We start from the raw sequence: 18,351 nt of genomic DNA, 5'->3' as shown, positions 1-18,351 counted from the left end.
GCAACAGCGTCGCATCAGGCGTTGATTGCCTGATACCGCCTACACGCGGACTGATAAGCCAGGCGAAATAATGAATTATCATCAGTACTATCCTGTCGACATCGTCAACGGTCCCGGCACTCGCTGCACCCTGTTTGTCTCCGGGTGTGTTCATGAATGCCCCGGTTGCTATAACAAAAGCACCTGGCGGGTAAATTCCGGTCAGCCATTTACCAAAGCAATGGAAGACCAGATCATTAACGATCTGAACGACACCCGCATCAAACGCCAGGGTATTTCCCTCTCCGGCGGCGATCCGCTGCATCCGCAAAACGTGCCGGATATTCTGAAACTGGTACAACGCATCCGCGCCGAATGTCCGGGTAAAGACATCTGGGTGTGGACAGGCTATAAACTCGACGAACTCAACGCTGCGCAAATGCAGGTTGTTGATTTGATTAACGTGCTGGTCGACGGCAAATTTATGCAGGATCTAAAAGACCCTTCCCTGATCTGGCGCGGCAGCAGCAATCAGGTGGTGCATCATTTGCGATGATAAGTTCCCTGTTACCTGAGTGCAGGCAACAGGGAAATAAGGAATTAACGATACTTCTGGTGATAGGCGTTGCGGGTCGTTTTCAGTTGCTCTGCGGCAGCCTGCGCTTCTTTTACTTTACCTTCATTAGCCAGCTTCAGCGCGTCGTCAATCTGACCGACCAGAATGTCGAAACCGTGGCGGAAGTCTTTCATCTCCGGGCTGTCTGGCGATTTGCCTTCGAGCTTCGGCGGCGTTGCTTTTTGCGCATCCAGCGCCGCTGCGCGCATTTTGGTTAACGCGTCTTTGACTTGCGCCGCGTTATCGGCTTTTTCGACCACTTTTAAATTGTCGTTGAGGGTTTCCATATTGTCTTCAAGATCAGCGGCAAACGACGCCGAACTGAATACCAACGAGGAGACTGCAAGAATAGCTAACAGGCTTTTACGCATTGCTCACTTCCTTTTTCTTATTAAGATTTGGCGCGGCAGGTCGCGCCTTTTTTTACTGCCCGGCGATTTTCATCTCCGGCAACAGCACAGAACCACACTGTATATTGCTGCGTGTTTCAATATCGTTACCGACGGTGACAATATTGCGCCACATATCTTTTAAATTACCTGCGATGGTGATTTCGCTAACCGGATACTGAATTTCGCCATTCTCTACCCAGAAGCCCGCAGCACCACGGGAATAATCACCGGTAATGGCACTCACGCCCTGGCCCATCAGCTCCGTCACCACCAGCCCGGTGCCCATCTCTTTGAGCATTTGTTCGAAGCTTAGCCCTTGCCCGGCAATCCGCCAGTTGTGAATACCGCCCGCATGTCCGGTGCTTTTCAGCCCCAGTTTCCGCGCCGAATAGCTGGTCAGCAGCCACTGAGTCAGGATACCATCTTTGACGATATCGCGGCGCTCGGTGCGCACACCTTCGCTGTCGAATGGTGTAGATGCCAGTCCTTTCAGCAGATGCGGATGCTCTTCAATGGTCAGCCAATCCGGCAGAATTTGTTTACCCAGCGAATCCAGCAGGAAGGTGGATTTACGGTAAACCGATCCACCCGCTATCGCCCCCACCAGATGCCCAAAAAGTCCGGTTGCCACTTCATTGGCAAAAATTACCGGCGCTTTCATGGTGGAAAGTTTACGCGGTGACAGGCGCGATAAAGTACGACGAGCACAATCGGCCCCGACCCACTCTGGCGTCTGCAGATCGCTCATCGCGCGACCAATGGTGTAGGCGTAATCACGCTCCATATCGCCATTTTCTTCGGCAATTACGCAGCTTGAGAGTGAATGACGCGTTGAGCAATAACCCTGCAACATGCCGTGGCTGTTGCCAAAAACTTTTACGCCGTAGTGGCTGTTAAAACTGCCACCTTCGGTATTGGTAATACGCTTGTCCGCCTGTAATGCTGCCTGTTCTGCGCGAGCCGCCAGTTCAATAGCTTCATCCGGGGAAACTTCCGCAGGGTGAAACAAGTCGAGATCCGGCGCGTCAAAGGCCAGCAGCTCTTTGTCTGCCACGCCGGCACAGGGATCTGGCGAGGTATAACGGGCAATATCCAGCGCTGCCTGTACGGTGCGGGCAATGGCCTGCGGACTTAAATCGGTAGACGATGCGCTGCCTTTGCGGTTCTGGTGATAAACAGTGATCCCCAGCGCGCCATCGCTATTGAATTCGACATTCTCCACTTCGCCATATCGCGTGCTAACGCTAATGCCGGTGGTCTTGCTGACGGCAACTTCCGCACCGTCCGATTTGCCTGAGGCCAACTCCAGCGCAGTGGAAACTGCTTCTTCCAGAATCTTGCGCTGCGCTTCAACTTGAGAGATTACTTTCATTGCAAGTGCCATAATGTAGAGAGTTTCTCTGAAGTCTAACAGAGAACCGTTTTTCAGTGCGCATCTTAACTGGTAACATTAGCCTCTTTTTTTAAGGAGCCTGAGATGACTAAGCAGCCCGAAGACTGGCTCGACGACGTTCCCGGTGATGACATCGAAGACGAAGACGATGAAATTATCTGGGTCAGTAAAAGTGAAATTAAACGTGATGCCGAGGAGCTAAAACGCCTTGGCGCAGAAATTGTTGATCTGGGGAAAAACGCGCTGGATAAGATCCCGTTAGACGCGGATCTGCGCGCGGCTATTGAGCTCGCCCAGCGTATTAAGATGGAAGGTCGCCGCCGCCAGTTGCAGCTCATCGGTAAGATGCTGCGCCAGCGCGACGTAGAACCGATCCGTCAGGCGCTGGATAAGCTGAAAAACCGCCACAACCAGCAAGTGGTGTTGTTCCATAAACTGGAAAACCTGCGCGATCGTCTGATCGAGCAAGGTGATGACGCCATCGCTGAAGTATTGAATCTGTGGCCCGATGCCGATCGTCAGCAACTGCGAACTCTGATCCGCAACGCGAAGAAAGAGAAAGAAGGGAATAAGCCGCCGAAATCCGCGCGCCAGATTTTCCAGTATCTGCGTGAGTTAGCGGAAAACGAAGGGTAATTTTCGTTGTTGATGTGAGTATGGTTTGCCGGATGCGGTGCACCTGTAGGCCTGATAAGACGCATCAAGCGTCGCATCAGGCACTATGCTCAAATGCCGGATGCGGCGTGAACGCCTTATCCGGCCTACACACACTATATCAGGCTGAGGCCGAATTACTGCGCGGCTTCCGCTTTCTTCGCTAGCCCATCCAGCAGTTTCTGATGAATTCCACCAAAACCGCCGTTGCTCATCACCAGAATATGGTCGCCAGGCTGAGCGGTTTTCACCACCATATCTGCCAGCGTATCAACATCGCCACTCCAGTGTGCAGGCTGAACGCAGGCTTCTGCCACTTCTGCGACCTGCCACGGAATATGCGCCGGTTGCAGCAGGAAGACTTCATCGGCACGACCTAATGAAGGTGCCAAATCGTCTTTGCAGATCCCCATTTTCATGGTGTTTGAGCGCGGTTCCAGCACGGCAATAATGCGCGCCGTACCGCCAACTTTGCCGCGCAGCGCAGCCAGCGTTGCCAGAATCGCCGTCGGGTGATGGGCAAAATCGTCATACACCGTCACGCCATTTGCTTCACCGCGCAACTCCAGACGACGACGAGCGTTAATAAACGAACCCAGCGCGTTAGCAGCATCTGCCGGCGCTACGCCAACATGACGGGCCGCCGCAATCGCCATCAGGCCGTTATGCATATTATGTTCGCCCACCAGCGACCATTTCACTTCGCCCACTTTTTCGCCATCCAGCAAGACTTCCCATTCGGAAGCGTCAGTGGTCAGCTTTTTCGCCTGCCAGTGCCCCTGCTCGCCCACCAGCTCCTGCTCGCTCCAGCAGCCCATCGCCATGGTTTGTTTCAGGTTGATGTCGTTTTCCGGCCAGATAATACGCCCCTGCCCCGGAACGATACGCACCAGATGGTGGAACTGTTTCTGGATCGCTTTCAGGTCGTCAAAGATATCGGCATGATCGAACTCAAGGTTGTTGAGGATCAGCGTACGCGGGCAGTAATGGACAAATTTAGAGCGTTTGTCGAAGAAGGCGCAGTCATACTCATCCGCTTCGATAACAAAGAAGTCGCTTTCGCCTAAACGTGCCGAAACGTCAAAGTTCCCCGGAACACCGCCGATCACAAAACCCGGTTTATAGCCACACTGTTCCAGAATCCAGGTCGCCATTCCCGCGGTGGTGGTTTTGCCGTGTGTACCGGCAACGGCCAACACCCAGCGGTCACGCAGCACAAAATCGTGCAGCCACTGCGGGCCAGACATATAAGGGATGTTTTTTTCCAGTACCGCTTCCACACACGGATTTCCACGGGTCATGGCGTTGCCAATGATCACCAGATCCGGCTGCGGGTCGAGCTGGCTGGCATCGTAACCCTGAATCAGTTCAATGCCTTGCTTCTCAAGTAAGGTGCTCATCGGCGGATACACATTGGCGTCCGAACCCGTTACTTCATGGCCTAACTGGCGCGCCAGCATCGCCAGACCGCCCATAAATGTGCCACAAATTCCTAAAATATGAATGCGCATACGTCACTATCCTTTTTTAATCTGCCGCTCATTTTACGCATATGTCGGGCAAGTGAGAAACGCATTTCAGGATAATCCGTAATTTGCTGGCGCGATTCACCTGAGCGCGACATTGAGATTATTTGTTAAGATTGTTGCGGTCGCTTTACTCCATAAACATTGCAGGGAAAGTTTTATGAAAACGTTAGGTGAATTTATTGTCGAAAAGCAGCACGAGTTTTCTCATGCTACCGGTGAGCTCACTGCTTTGCTGTCGGCAATAAAACTGGGCGCCAAGATTATCCATCGCGATATCAACAAAGCAGGACTGGTTGATATCCTGGGTGCCAGCGGTGCTGAGAACGTGCAGGGCGAGGTTCAGCAGAAACTCGACTTGTTCGCTAATGAAAAACTGAAAGCCGCACTGAAAGCACGCGATATCGTTGCGGGCATTGCCTCTGAAGAAGAAGATGAGATTGTCGTCTTTGAAGGCTGTGAACACGCAAAATACGTGGTGCTGATGGACCCACTGGATGGCTCGTCCAACATCGATGTTAACGTCTCTGTCGGTACCATTTTCTCCATTTACCGCCGCGTTACGCCTGTTGGTACGCCGGTAACGGAAGAAGACTTCCTCCAGCCTGGTAACAAACAGGTTGCGGCAGGTTACGTGGTATACGGCTCCTCTACCATGTTGGTTTACACCACCGGATGCGGTGTTCACGCCTTTACTTACGATCCTTCGCTTGGCGTTTTCTGCCTGTGCCAGGAACGGATGCGCTTCCCGGAGAAAGGCAAAACCTACTCCATCAACGAAGGGAACTACATTAAGTTTCCAAACGGGGTGAAGAAGTACATTAAATTCTGCCAGGAAGAAGATAAGTCTACCAACCGCCCGTATACCTCACGTTATATCGGTTCACTGGTCGCGGATTTCCACCGTAACCTGCTGAAAGGTGGGATTTATCTCTACCCAAGCACCGCCAGCCACCCGGACGGTAAACTGCGTTTACTGTATGAGTGCAACCCGATGGCGTTCCTCGCGGAACAAGCGGGCGGTAAAGCGAGCGATGGCAAAGAGCGTATTCTGGATATCATCCCGGAAACCCTGCACCAGCGCCGTTCGTTCTTTGTCGGCAATGACCATATGGTTGAAGATGTCGAACGCTTTATCCGTGAGTTCCCGGACGCGTAATCTCCTGCGCCTCTCCACACGGAGAGGCGTTATTATTCCTGCGCAATATTGATTCTTGTCACTGGCGAACTCTGGCGATTCTCCCACAGCACCGTTAATCCACGCTGTAAGGCAATAAAAATGAACAGCAAAATGCCGATAGCGATTTTCGTCCACCATGAGCTCAGCGTGCCATCAAAGTTTATGTAAGTCTGAATTAGCCCCTGAATCGCCACGCCAAAAAGCGTCCCTAATACCGTTCCAACGCCGCCGCTCAAAAGTGTACCGCCAATCACCACCGACGCGATAGCGTCCAGTTCCACACCTACGCCCGCCAGCGCATATCCAGCCTGGGTATAAATCGAGAAGACTATCCCCGCCAGTGTTGCCAGCCCGGTGGAGAGCATATAAATGCGTATAGTGGTGCTGCGAGTGGAAATCCCCATCAGGTTCGCCGACGTCGCGTTGCCACCAATGGCATATACCTGATTACCAAAACGGGTACGATGCGCGAGGAATATGCCGATAACTACCACCGCCAGCATCAGTAGCCCCATCGCACTTAAGCGACCGCCGCCAGGGATTTTCCATGCAAGGCTTGAGAGCGTGTCATAAACAGGATGGTTTATCGGGATCGATTCTTCCGAAACGAGATAGCTGACGCCGCGCAAAAAGAACATTCCTGCCAGGGTAATGATAAACGCCGGGATCTTCAGGGCGTCGATCAGAAGCCCCATAAATGCGCCGAAGGCACAGCCCATCACCAGCACCAGTGGAAACGCCAGCAGCGGCGAGAGGCCGAAATCGCCAATCACTTTTGCCAGAAACACGCCGGTAAAGGCGATCACCGAACCGACGGAGAGATCGATCCCACCGGAGAGGATCACAAAGGTCATGCCAACGGCGATGATCCCCAGAAAAGCGTTATCGGTCAGGATATTGCAGATCACTCTTGTGGAAGCAAAACCGGGAAACTGCGTCAGACAGTAGAGATAACCCAGCACAAAGACGCCGATGGTGATCATAAGCGGCAGGTTACGTTTTATCACGGCTACGCACTCCTTTAATCAGACTGATAAAGCGTTGCGACTGAACAATCAGCACGCAAAGCACCACCACTGCTTTCACTACCTGGTTCATCTCTGGCGGAAAGCCAGAAAGTAAAATTCCGGTGTTCATCCCCTGAATAATCAGCGCCCCTACCACTGAGAGCAGCAGGTTAAAACGCCCGCCCATCAGCGATCCACCGCCAATCACCACCGCAAGAATGGCGTCCAGCTCCAGCCATAATCCGGCGTTGTTGGCATCGGCACCGCGAATATCCGCCGCCACGATAATGCCCGCAATCGCCGCACACAGCCCGCTCAACACATAAGTGAGCATGACGATGATTCGTGTGTTGACTCCGGCATTTTTTGCCGCCCGAATGTTGATACCAACGGCTTCGATAAACATCCCCAGTGCCGTTTTGCGGGTCAACAGCCAGAAGAGGAGAAGCGTCAGTACCGCAATAATGACTGGTGTTGGCAGGAACACCAGCGATCCGCTGCCAAACCATGAGAGATCCGGCGAGTTAAACGTGACGATCTGTCCGGAGGTGATCAGTTGCGCCACGCCGCGCCCGGCGACCATCAGGATCAGGGTGGCGACAAACGGCTGAATTTTGAGGATCGCTACAAGTATGCCGTTCCACAACCCCGCCAGGATGCCGGTGCCCAGGGCGCTTAACAAAACAATCGGCAGGCTGAATCCCGCGACCGTCATCGCAGCCGTTGTGGCTCCGGCGATAGCCATCACCGCCCCTACGGAGAGATCGATACCACCGGTGGCGATAACCAGCGTCATACCGATAGCCAACAGCGCAACGGGTGCCGCACGGTTAAGAATGTCGATGGGGCTACCGAACAAACGCCCATCCTGAAGCACGACCTGCCAGAAATGCGGGGCCACCAGGCTATCGACCAGCAGCACCAGCAATAGCGCCGCCAGCTGCGGCATTCCCGTTGGCCAGCGAAAGCGCCTTTTCGGCGGCGTAGTGTCCGGGAGAGATTGAGGCATCACACAGTTCTCCTTACGCCGCAATGGCGTTCATGATCGCCGGAACGGAAAGCTCTGCCAACGGGATCTCCGCAACCTGTTTGCGATCGCGCATGATAATCACCCGGTCGGCATAGCCCACCAGCTCTTCCAGTTCGGAGGAGATCACCAGCAGCGCCAGACCATCGGCGCATAGCGTTTCGATCAGGCGGATGATCTCAGCGTGGGCGCCAACGTCAATGCCACGCGTTGGCTCGTCGAGGATCAGAAATTGCGGCCGGGTCAGTAGCCAGCGTGAGAGCAGCACTTTTTGCTGATTGCCACCGGAGAGAAACTCAATCGGCTGTTCGCTGGAAGGTGTGCGAATGCCAAGCTGGCGGATAAAGCGTTCGGCAATCTCTTGCTGTTCTTTGCGCGAAATTGGCCGTAACCAGCCGCGCTGGGCCTGGAGAGCGAGGATGATATTTTCCCGCACCGAGGCGGCGGCGATGATGCCATCGGTTTTCCTGTCTTCCGGGCAGAAGCCGATACCCAGTACCGAAGCCTGATGTGGCGATCGCAGGGTTTGCTGTTTGCCTTTGATCAACGCCGTGCCGCTGTCAGCAGGTTTGATCCCGAAGATCACTTCGGCGGTTTCGGTACGTCCTGATCCCAGCAAGCCTGCCAGGCCAACGATCTCGCCGGGGCGTACTTCGAGATCAAACGGTGCGATCGTTCCTTTTTTGCCGTAATTTTTGAACGCGGCAACGGGTTTGTCGCTCAGCAATGTTCGTCCGGCACGCTGTAGCGCGTGGGTGTCCAGCTCGCGCCCCAGCATCATTTTTACCAGTTCGATCTGCGGTAGCTCGCGGGTTTCCCGACAGCCTACGAAACTGCCGTTGCGTAAGACGGTGATCCGATCGCTGACCTGATAGACCTGATCGAGAAAGTGAGTGACAAAGATCAGGCTGACGCCGCGATCGCGCAATTGACGCATCAGGCCAAACAGTAACTCTACTTCCTGAGTGTCGAGGCTGGCGGTGGGTTCATCGAGGATCAGCACTTTGGCGGAGAGATCGATGGCCCGGCAAATGGCGACGATTTGCTGCATCGCGACTGAAAAGCGGTTGAGCGGTTCCCGCACGTCGAGGGAGAAACCGTAAGATGCCATCAGTTCGGTGGCGCGCTTTTCCATCTCTTTACGGCGTAGAAGGCCGAAACGTTTGGGTTCGCGACCTATGAATAGATTATCAGCGACCGACATATTGGGTAGCAGGTTGACTTCCTGATAGACGGTGCCGATGCCGAGTTGTTGTGCGTGGGCGGTATTTTTCGGTGAGATAGTCTGGCCTTCCAGCCAGATGGTGCCACGATCGGCGTGGTAGACACCGGTTAATGCTTTGATTAGCGTTGATTTTCCCGCCCCGTTTTCACCGAGCAGCGCCATAATTTCACCACGGCGCAGGCTGAAATCAACGTTGTCTAACGCTTTGAGGCCGGGGAAAAATTTACTTAATCCTTCGGTGCGGAGGATTTCCTGGTGTTGGTTAGTATTCATAGTTTCCCCCGTAGTAAAGCGTGCGCCAGATAAGACACAACAGCGTCGCATCAGGCATCTCGCACAACCGCCGGATGCGGCGTGAATGCCTTATCCGGCGGCCCACAAGTCGGCATCAGGCATTGATGCCCCTCAATACCCCATGTTTTTCTTCTTCTCTAACTCTTCTTTTGCAGTATCAGGCAGATAAAGGGTGGACTTGGTCAGGGTCAGCTTTTCAGGCAGGGTGCCGTCTTTTTTATATTTCTCCAGCGCATCAAAAGCGGGGCCTGCCATGTTCGGCGTCAGTTCAACGCTGGCGTTCGCTTCGCCATCAATCATCGCTTTGTAGATGTCCGGCACGCCGTCGATAGAGCCTGTCAGGATATCTTTGCCCGGTTTCAGGCCCGCTTCTTTAATTGCCTGAATTGCACCAATCACCATGTCATCGTTATGGGCGTAAACCATGCAGATGTTTTTGCCGTTGTTTTCCGCTTTGATAAAGCTCTCCATCACTTCTTTGCCTTTACTACGGGTAAAGTCACCTGACTGCGAGCGGATAATTTTGATATTTGGCGCATTCTTAATGGCTTCGGCAAAGCCTTTCTTACGGTCAATGGCGACACTGGCCCCAACGGTGCCCTGCAGCTCCACCACGTTACACGGTTTGCCATTCACTTCTTTTACCAGCCAGTCACCGATCAATTTGCCTTCGAGGATGTTGTCGGCAGTGACGGTGGTCATATAGAGAGATTTGTCTTTCACATCGATGGAACGGTCAAGCAAGAAGACCGGGATTTCGGCATCTTTCGCCTCTTTTAATACCGGCTCCCAACCGGTCGCTACCACCGGAGCGATAAAGATCGCATCCACCCCTTGCGCGACGAAGGAACGTACCGCTTTAATCTGGTTTTCCTGCTTTTGCTGACCATCGGCAATTTTCAACGTAATTCCGCGCTTTTCGGCTTCACTTTTCGCCACATTGGTTTCTGCGGCGCGCCAGCCGGATTCCGATCCGACCTGCGAAAATCCAACGGTTAATGGAGCAGCCAACGCCATAGACGACATGGCTGCCGAGACTGCAGAGACTACAAGTAAGCGTTTCCACATAGGGTTGTCCTCGTCGGGGTAATTATTATTGGTGAAAAGATGTTCGCGAAAAAACTATAGACAATTCGTTATGTAACGGATTGCGTTACATCACACTTCAAAAAAGTAAATAAAACGTTAATCACAAGTTTGTAATCGCTTTCATCTCACTATGAAAAATGCGGCTACGGTTATGGATTTTCCTGCTCTGTAAACCTTCTTAAAACTGGCGAAAAAGGAAAATGAAGACGAAAACAAGCGAAGACATTCGGCGCGAGTTGGCTATAATACTCGGCACTTGTTTGCCACATATTTTTAAAGGAAACAGACATGAGCTTACTCAACGTCCCTGCGGGTAAAGATCTGCCGGAAGACATCTACGTTGTTATTGAGATCCCGGCTAACGCAGATCCGATCAAATACGAAATCGACAAAGAGAGCGGCGCACTGTTCGTTGACCGCTTCATGTCCACCGCGATGTTCTATCCGTGCAACTACGGTTACATCAACCACACCCTGTCTCTGGACGGTGACCCGGTTGACGTACTGGTCCCGACTCCGTACCCGCTGCAGCCGGGTTCCGTGATTCGCTGCCGTCCGGTTGGCGTTCTGAAAATGACCGACGAAGCCGGTGAAGATGCGAAACTGATTGCTGTTCCGCACACCAAGCTGAGCAAAGAATACGATCACATCAAAGACGTTAACGATCTGCCTGAACTGCTGAAAGCACAGATCGCTCACTTCTTCGAGCACTACAAAGACCTCGAAAAAGGCAAGTGGGTGAAAGTTGAAGGCTGGGAAAACGCAGAAGCCGCTAAAGCTGAAATCGTTGCCTCCTTCGAGCGCGCAAAGAATAAATAAGTTCTTCTAGTGCCATAACCCTGAACGCCGGGCTTCGGTTAGTAAGGGTTTTTTATGCCCGCGATAAATAAACTGTCTATTCCCCTATCATTATTCTCAGCGCTTGCAAGGCTTGAACGGTAAGAACAAGCAAACACGACCACCATTTTGCTGTTCATAGCCGCTTGCTGGAAATTAGCCGACCTCACTCATTCTCACCGTTCAAAGCATGCCCCCGTTTTACCCCTACGTAATTGTGAACGCCAGCAGAGTTTTTTATGCGTTTACGGATATGGAAAGCGGCTCGGAGAGAAAAGCTAAAGATAGGGAAGTTACAAAAAAAATCGCGAGATACATCGCATAAAACAACGCCACCCGAAGGTGGCGTGCTTTTATTATTACTTATCCCTGTCTAACCAGTCGCCGCTTTCAATTAGCTTTAATCCATCGACGGGTCGTTGATAAACGTACATCCATGCACTCCCGTACGGCGTCTGAATCAACTGGCGCGCGTATTCACCGCCCCTGGTGCGCAAGGCATCAAGTTCGGCCAGCGTGGCGTTGTCAATACGATAAACTTCACCGTGTACTGTTCCGTTCCCCGGAACTGCGCCTGGATAGTGGCCCAGGCTATACAACTGGTAGTTATCGATACTGAAATCGCCCAGTAACTGGGCATTGGTCATCCAGTGACTGTTGCCTTGTTTGTGGCGTAAACTGCCGTAGACAAATATTCGCATTGCTAAAACTCGAACTGATAGAGCAAATCCAGTGCCTGGTCTACACCAGACACGGCTTCCAGATATAGCTTAGGCATCAGGCGATAACGTAACGTGAGTGTTGCTATTGAGTCAAATATACCCACGCCGTATTTCACTTGCAGACCTGGCAATACATAGCCGCTGACCACCACCTGGGAGGAGTCGCCTACTCCCTCTGTGTCGAGCGCTAAATTGCTTACGCCAAACGTCTCGCCGATTTTACCCACAATCTGACCACTTTGTGCAACCCCCAGACCAATCAGCATTGAGGTCATCGCCGCACTGTCACTCTGATCGCTCTCCAACCCTTGTCCACGTAGCAGGTAGGAAAGCGCGGCCTGTTGCGACATCGCCGGGTCAGAGAAGATCTCCGCTTTCGGTTCGTCTGCCAGACCAGTGACGCGAACTCCGGCGATTACGTCGTCTTCTGTAGCATCCGGGTTACGAATAGCTTCGATATTAAGATACGGTTGATCCGGCGGACCAGAGAACAGTAGCTCACCCTTACGCACAATCAGATCCTGACCATAAGCATGGAAGCGACCTTCAGGGATGTTGATCTGCCCGTTCAGGCCCAGTCCTTGTTTGTCCTGTACGACGTTGAGATCGCCCGTCAGCCGCGCTTTCAGGCCGAAGGCGTCAATGCGCACATTGTTGCCAACGTGGACAATCAGGTTGCTGTTAATCGGAATCGACGCCGTTTTCGGCTCTTCCGGTTGCAGGTTATCGTTAAGCATCACCACATCGCTGGAAACGCCCACCGCGCTTTCCGGCAGCTCATGCACCACAATGCGCGCCCAAGGGACATCCACGCGACCGTCGAGAGTAAACAGGTTTGGTGTAGCCTCGAATACAACATCTGGTGATACATCCATTCGTACCATCGGCGGCACGGTGATACGCACTTTACTGCCCTTCGCTGTTACCCGCGCCCGCCAGTTTTCAATCTGGCTCCAGTCGGCGTCACCGCTCAGGTAGATTTCTCCCTGTTGGGTCCGCACAGTACCAGCAAGCGTCGAGCGCATACCGTTAAAGTTGACCGCAAGCTGGCTCGGTTGCATATCAAACGGCATAAAGTTGCCGTCGATATCCACACCCGTAACCTGGAGCTGACCAAACAACTGCGGGCTTTGTACATCACCCCCCAGACGCAAGTTGGCACTCACCATCCCCGCTGCTTTTTCCCCACGGGTAAAGATGGGGTTTATCATCGCAAGGTTGAAGTTACGGATATTGACGTTACCACCAAGATTACGGCGGCCTTGTGGATCGGTCACCTGCACCTGCCCATCAAACTGGCCGTTATTGGTCAGGCGGATGGTCCAGCCCAGTTCGGCACGGTTGTTACGCAACTCCGCTGTCAGATTCAGCGTCTGAAACGCCACGGGCAGCGCCGCATCGTTGACGGTTTGCGTTACCTGCACGTTACGCCCCGAAAGGGTGATACTCCCCTGTGGCAGCCCTTCTTTAGTGGTGTCCCAGGCGACATCCGCTTTACCCGTGAAGATACCGCTGGCCTGAGTGGTTTCTGGCATAAACGGTTTCAGCATGGCCAGGTCGAAGCGGTTGAGATTCACCACCGCACGCCCTTCAGCCCCGGCATCAATGGTTTGTGGCACGCACAGTTCTGCATTCGGGTTAAGCCAGCAGTGTGGCCCGATGCTGATTTTTTGCTCCTGATTGCGGTAGTCCAGCGCAATATCACGGGTCAGCGTCCACGGACCGACTGGTGTCTGGAAGCGGGTATTGCTAAGTGTTCCCTTCCAGCGTTCTTCTTTGCGATCAAAACTGCCTGCCAGATTAAGCTGCCCGGAAACCGGTTCGCCCTGAATCCGCAACTGTAGCTCATGCTGCTTTTCGCTGCCTTTGGCATTCAGGGTGACGAGGTTGATATTCACATCCGGCTGCGAGATTTGCTCAACGCGCACGTCGAGTTTACCCGCAATCTGGTCGGTGGATTTGATATCACCTTCTACGCGAACCTGCGCCACGGAAAGTTCCTGCCAGCGCAGGCCGCGCGCGGTGATATCGGCCAGCAGCTGCGGTGCTTCCACCGTGCCGCGTACTTTCACCAGCCCTTTCGCTGTACCGCCAAGCCCCGGCAGCGCGTTATCCAGCCCCGGCGCGTTGATGGTAGCATCAAGATTGAGATCTTTTACCCCCAGCTCGCCTTTCACTTCAGCACTGTTTGGCCCCAGTTCCAGATGCAACCCAGGGATCATCCACTGCATATAACTGTTGCCTTTCAGCGTGCCGTCAACGTTCACTTTGTTCTGTTTGACGTTACCAGTCAGCTTCAGTTCTGGCACCTCCATCTGCCAGGTGCCGCCGTAAAGGCTACCGCGGGTTTTAATCAAGCCATTGAGTTTCGACGGCCACTCCGGGAACTCTTTGGCGGTGTTAATGCCGTTAAGCGTTAGCTCACCGCGCCAGCTAATTGCCTGCTGCCAGTCGAGCAACGCCTTGAGTTCAGTTTTCCCTTCCAGCGCCGCGACGGTAAGTTTGTCGAGATTGACCTGCTGTTCATTACCTTTGGCATCAAGGGTAATGGTGGCTGGCGGGATCTCCTGTCCCTTCACTGCCGTGCGCATAGAGAGCGTGTAATCGGTCATTTTACCGGTGAGTTTCAATTTCAGACCATCCGCCTGATACTGTTTCTCACCAGTGAACGGCCAGTAAAGCTGTTTGCTGTTCACTTCCACGTTGAGCGGCAATCCAGCTTCTGCCAGCCGCGTCTGGGCGCGCAGATCCATATCTACCGGGCCAGAAAGGTTAACGCCTATCTCCAGCTGTTCGCGCAGCGCACCACCCACTTTCAGCTTCACCTTTTCGCCTTTCAGCGGCTCCACGTTCAGTGTGCTGTTGAGGGTGATATCCACCGGCCAGTTGTCTGATAGCTGCGCCGTGCCGCTGGCGTTGACGATCCCTTGATTGGAATCGATATCCAGGGCGTCCAGTTTGGTATTACCGTCGATGCTGCTCACTTTCAGCAGCATGGTGCTCACGGTGATGTCCGTGTCGCCCGTCACGCGCAGCTGCTCACCCTTAAACTCTTCAATATTCAGGTTGAGCGGCAAATGCACGTCGGTCATTTCCGGCAATACCGGGTGAGAAAAGAGATCTTTCAGCGTTTCGCCGAGCGGTTTTTCATCCGGCTGCGGATTTTCAATCTTCGGTTCGACCACTTCTTCCTGCGCCACTTCCGCCACTTTCGGCAAAGCAATCAACAGGCCTTTCAGCGACGTCGGTTTCAGGGTCAGGGTTTTCTCCTGCCAGTTCAGGCCGGAGGTGAAGTCCATCACCGACACCGTGGTGTCATCAATCTTGATGTTGACGTTGTCCAGCGCCACCCGCGTCAGGGTGATGGGATAGGGCGTGGAGAGATCCAGCGGCCCACTGTCTTCTTCTTCAACCTGTTCAGAAGGGGGCATTTTTTTGCTGTCGATGTTGACCTGAATGTCTTTCAGCGCCAGGTCATTAATGCAAACGCTGCTGTTCCACAGACAATCCAGCCCGACCGCCAGATGTAGATTACCCGCTTTTACCGCCACGCCTGGCTGCTCATAACGAACATCAGACAAGGTGAGATCGCGCCAGCCACCACTGACCTTGCCAATATCCAGCCCCGGCACCCAGCGATCCGCCGCTTTAAATACCAGATGCAAGCCGCTGGTGGTGCCCACCAGAAACGCCACCGAACCCAGCAACAGTAAAATAACGATAACTACGCCGAGGCTGATTTTTTTCCATAAACTCATAATTCTGGCCCCAGACCGATGTAAAACTGTAATCCGTGTTCGTCTTTATCCGCGACCGGTACGGCAAAATCGAGTTTGATTGGCCCGACCGGCGATTCCCAGCGCACGCCAACCCCGGTGCCAGTTTTAAAGTTACTACGACGGATATCGCTTACCGCTTCGCCGCTATCGACAAACACCGCGCCCCACCATTTTCCGGTGACGTTGTACTGGTACTCCAGCGATCCGGTTATCAACTTCGAGGCCCCTTTCAGGTCGCCGTCCGGGTATTTCGGGGCGATAGATTTGTATTTATAGCCACGAATACTGCGGTCGCCCCCGGCGAAGAAACGCAGATCCGGCGGTACTTTGTCGAAGTCACCCGTTTCAATCCAGCCCAACGTACCGCGCGTAACAAAACGATGGCGATCGTACAGTGTACGGATCCAGACGTTTTGCGCCTGGAAAACGGAGAAATCGACATCTGAGCCCCAGGCGGTGTTGGAGTAGTCGATAGAGTAGCGTTGCGAGTCGCCCCAGGTTGGCATCAGGCCACCGCGAGAACGCGTGCGGCTAATCATCACCCCCGGATAAAACAGCATCGTGGTGTTGGTGACTTCGCCCTGAGTAAAGTGGTCGAGACTCCAGCGCAGGTTAATCGCGCGTTGCCAGCCGCTGGAAAGATCCCAGTAGCGAGAAGCCACCAGCGTCGTGGAGTCAGACTCGGTATCGTTCAGGTCAGTACGCTTAAAACCGCCCTGCACCAAATAATATTGTTCCAGGGGGTTCTTAAGCAGTGGAATTTTATAGCTGAAATCAAGGATCTGCTCCGGTGCAGAAATACTGGTGCTGGTGGTCAGGCTATGACCGTACGAGTTCATCCATGGTTTTTTCCACGTCGCCTTAACTCGTGGCCCCACGTCCGTAGAGTAACCGACCCCGGTTTCGATGGTGTTTTCTGTGCGCGGCGAAACCACGCCCGTCAACGGTAATACTTTCGTTTCGCGCGCTTTATCAAATTGTGGTGCCACCACCACCGAATTAAACCAGCCGGTAGCAGAAAGTCGGCGGTTCAGTTCCGCCAGATCTTTCGATTCGTACTCATCGCCCTCTTTGAACGGCACCAGATTTTGCAGGTATTCGTCACGAATTTGTGATCCTTCAAAGGTCACATGCCCAAAGCGGTAACGTTCGCCACTATTATAATCAATATCCCAGAAGGCTTTATGCAGGCCGAGCGCAATGCCCAGCTGCGCTTTGGTAAATTCGCTATCGAAATAGCCTTTACGCAACGCAATGCTGGTTAAGGACTTTTTGAAATTTTCATAATCGCCCTGGTTCAGAACAGTGCCAATCGCCGGGCGAGTATCGAGCAATTTCAAATAGTCTTTATCGGTCCGCGCGCCACCGCGCAATACCACATCGGTGCCACCAATTAACACCGGAACGCCTGGCGTGACTTTGGCGATCAATACCTGCCGCCCTTTCTTTGGCGGTGGACGGAGATCAAATTCAATGGTCGGCTGGTAATAACCCAGCGCTTTCAGACCTTCGCGGATGGCATCATCGACGCGTGCGCGAAAGCGACGGTCTGGCGTCACTTCATCACTTTCAATTGTTGAAAGCTGTGCACGAACGTTCTTTTCCAGTTGTCCCGATAACCCTTCGACCTGTAGACGGACGTTCGCGGCGAAGGCAGATCCGCTTAAGCAGAGTAAGCTTACACAGCATAACTGTCGGATATAGCGCACATTTTCTCCTGAATATCCTTTATTCCTGCCCCTGGAACGCCGTTAAACGGCTTAACAAAAATCCAGTAATATGGATTAAAAAGCAGACTAAACCCCAAATATTTCTTATGTTTTACTTTAGACCTATTCACGGTGGTTATTGTGTGCAAATACGTCTCTTGTTACAACCTTAACCCCAATGACCGATTTTCGGGAGAGCGACACCATGAGTTTATTTGATAAAAAGCATCTGGTTTCCCCCGCCGATGCCCTGCCTGGACGTAACACCCCGATGCCCGTAGCCACGCTGCATGCGGTCAATGGTCACTCAATGACCAATGTACCTGACGGAATGGAGATTGCCATTTTTGCGATGGGTTGTTTCTGGGGTGTGGAGCGTCTGTTCTGGCAGTTACCCGGCGTTTACAGCACCGCCGCAGGTTACACCGGCGGATATACGCCAAACCCCACTTATCGGGAAGTGTGCTCCGGTGATACTGGTCATGCCGAAGCGGTACGCATTGTTTACGATCCTTCCGTCATCAGCTATGAGCAGTTGCTACAGGTATTTTGGGAGAATCACGATCCCGCCCAGGGAATGCGTCAGGGCAATGACCACGGCACGCAGTATCGTTCAGCGATTTATCCGCTGACCCCAGAACAGGATGCCGCCGCTCGTGCCAGTCTGGAGCGTTTTCAGGCGGCGATGCTTGCCGCCGATGACGATCGTCACATCACCACGGAAATCGCTAACGCCTCACCATTTTATTATGCCGAAGATGACCACCAGCAATATCTGCATAAAAACCCATATGGTTACTGTGGAATTGGCGGAATTGGCGTCTGTCTGCCGCCGGAAGCATAGCGTTACGGTTACAAATTCAGATTGTTGATAAAGTGAGCTTTGTATATGCCGGATGCGGCGTAAACGCCTTGCCAGGCC

At 53.1% G+C, this 18,351-nt stretch carries 15 protein-coding genes; 5 read left to right on the top strand and 10 right to left on the bottom strand.

Features of this window, described 5'->3' with window-relative positions; genetic code table 11:
- The first annotated feature begins 70 nt into the window (after positions 1-70).
- Positions 71-535 (top strand): anaerobic ribonucleoside-triphosphate reductase-activating protein, encoded by a 465-nt coding sequence (gene nrdG, locus QUE74_RS26040; RefSeq protein ID WP_001106232.1) that lies wholly within the window; start codon positions 71-73, stop codon positions 533-535.
- A 44-nt stretch (positions 536-579) separates the two neighbouring features.
- Here the strand turns inward: nrdG and cybC are convergent, their stop codons facing one another.
- Positions 580-966, bottom strand: a complete 387-nt coding sequence (gene cybC / locus QUE74_RS26035; protein ID WP_001232246.1) for a cytochrome b562 — start codon at positions 964-966, stop codon at positions 580-582.
- A 52-nt stretch (positions 967-1,018) separates the two neighbouring features.
- Positions 1,019-2,371 (bottom strand): metalloprotease PmbA, encoded by a 1,353-nt coding sequence (pmbA, locus tag QUE74_RS26030; RefSeq protein ID WP_001162173.1) that lies wholly within the window; start codon positions 2,369-2,371, stop codon positions 1,019-1,021.
- A 93-nt stretch (positions 2,372-2,464) separates the two neighbouring features.
- Here pmbA and yjgA point away from each other — a divergent pair, with 93 nt between their 5' ends.
- Positions 2,465-3,016: a ribosome biogenesis factor YjgA gene (gene yjgA / locus QUE74_RS26025; RefSeq protein ID WP_000166277.1), complete on the top strand. Its 552-nt coding sequence runs from the start codon at positions 2,465-2,467 to the stop codon at positions 3,014-3,016.
- A gap of 155 nt (positions 3,017-3,171) precedes the next feature.
- On the opposite strand, the gene mpl is transcribed toward yjgA, so the two are convergent.
- Complete coding sequence (gene mpl, locus QUE74_RS26020) at positions 3,172-4,545, bottom strand: UDP-N-acetylmuramate:L-alanyl-gamma-D-glutamyl-meso-diaminopimelate ligase (protein ID WP_001219783.1); 1,374 nt, start codon at positions 4,543-4,545, stop codon at positions 3,172-3,174.
- A gap of 175 nt (positions 4,546-4,720) precedes the next feature.
- Here mpl and fbp point away from each other — a divergent pair, with 175 nt between their 5' ends.
- Positions 4,721-5,719 (top strand): class 1 fructose-bisphosphatase, encoded by a 999-nt coding sequence (gene fbp / locus QUE74_RS26015; RefSeq protein ID WP_000853753.1) that lies wholly within the window; start codon positions 4,721-4,723, stop codon positions 5,717-5,719.
- 32 nt (positions 5,720-5,751) lie between these two features.
- Here the strand turns inward: fbp and yjfF are convergent, their stop codons facing one another.
- The 4 genes from yjfF to ytfQ form a co-directional block, all read right to left on the bottom strand.
- On the bottom strand, positions 5,752-6,747 hold the full coding sequence (gene yjfF / locus QUE74_RS26010) for a galactofuranose ABC transporter, permease protein YjfF (protein ID WP_000596019.1): 996 nt from the start codon (positions 6,745-6,747) through the stop codon (positions 5,752-5,754).
- Positions 6,734-7,756 (bottom strand): galactofuranose ABC transporter, ATP-binding protein YtfT, encoded by a 1,023-nt coding sequence (ytfT, locus tag QUE74_RS26005; RefSeq protein WP_001316039.1) that lies wholly within the window; start codon positions 7,754-7,756, stop codon positions 6,734-6,736. The genes yjfF and ytfT overlap by 14 nt, the downstream gene beginning before the upstream one ends.
- Positions 7,757-7,769: 13 nt before the next feature.
- On the bottom strand, positions 7,770-9,272 hold the full coding sequence (gene ytfR, locus QUE74_RS26000) for a galactofuranose ABC transporter, ATP-binding protein YtfR (protein ID WP_001095658.1): 1,503 nt from the start codon (positions 9,270-9,272) through the stop codon (positions 7,770-7,772).
- Between the two features lie 132 nt (positions 9,273-9,404).
- Positions 9,405-10,361, bottom strand: coding sequence for a galactofuranose ABC transporter substrate-binding protein YtfQ (gene ytfQ, locus QUE74_RS25995; RefSeq protein ID WP_000265930.1), 957 nt, complete (start codon positions 10,359-10,361; stop codon positions 9,405-9,407).
- A 309-nt stretch (positions 10,362-10,670) separates the two neighbouring features.
- On the opposite strand from ytfQ, the gene ppa reads away from it, so the two are divergent.
- Positions 10,671-11,201 carry an inorganic diphosphatase gene (ppa, locus tag QUE74_RS25990; RefSeq protein WP_000055072.1) on the top strand — a complete coding sequence of 177 codons (531 nt, stop codon included), beginning with the start codon at positions 10,671-10,673 and terminating at the stop codon, positions 11,199-11,201.
- Between the two features lie 377 nt (positions 11,202-11,578).
- Here the strand turns inward: ppa and QUE74_RS25985 are convergent, their stop codons facing one another.
- From QUE74_RS25985 to tamA, 3 genes are read right to left on the bottom strand one after another with little or no spacing between them, the layout of a single operon-like run.
- Positions 11,579-11,920, bottom strand: a complete 342-nt coding sequence (locus QUE74_RS25985; RefSeq protein ID WP_001219160.1) for a gamma-glutamylcyclotransferase family protein — start codon at positions 11,918-11,920, stop codon at positions 11,579-11,581.
- A 2-nt stretch (positions 11,921-11,922) separates the two neighbouring features.
- Positions 11,923-15,699 (bottom strand): autotransporter assembly complex protein TamB, encoded by a 3,777-nt coding sequence (tamB, locus tag QUE74_RS25980; RefSeq protein ID WP_000060847.1) that lies wholly within the window; start codon positions 15,697-15,699, stop codon positions 11,923-11,925.
- A complete protein-coding gene (gene tamA, locus QUE74_RS25975; protein WP_001269294.1) occupies positions 15,696-17,429 on the bottom strand; it encodes an autotransporter assembly complex protein TamA in 1,734 nt (577 codons plus the stop codon). Before tamA ends, tamB begins: the two co-directional genes overlap by 4 nt.
- Positions 17,430-17,634: 205 nt before the next feature.
- Here tamA and msrA point away from each other — a divergent pair, with 205 nt between their 5' ends.
- Positions 17,635-18,273, top strand: a complete 639-nt coding sequence (gene msrA / locus QUE74_RS25970; RefSeq protein WP_001355104.1) for a peptide-methionine (S)-S-oxide reductase MsrA — start codon at positions 17,635-17,637, stop codon at positions 18,271-18,273.
- The last annotated feature ends 78 nt before the right edge of the window (positions 18,274-18,351 follow it).

Origin of the sequence: Escherichia sp. 10290 (genome assembly GCF_030295155.1) — a bacterium.
Classification (GTDB): Bacteria; Pseudomonadota; Gammaproteobacteria; order Enterobacterales; family Enterobacteriaceae; genus Escherichia; species Escherichia coli_F.
The sequence above is the reverse complement of the archived record's forward strand: the minus strand, read 5'-3'. Positions and strand labels throughout refer to the sequence as shown.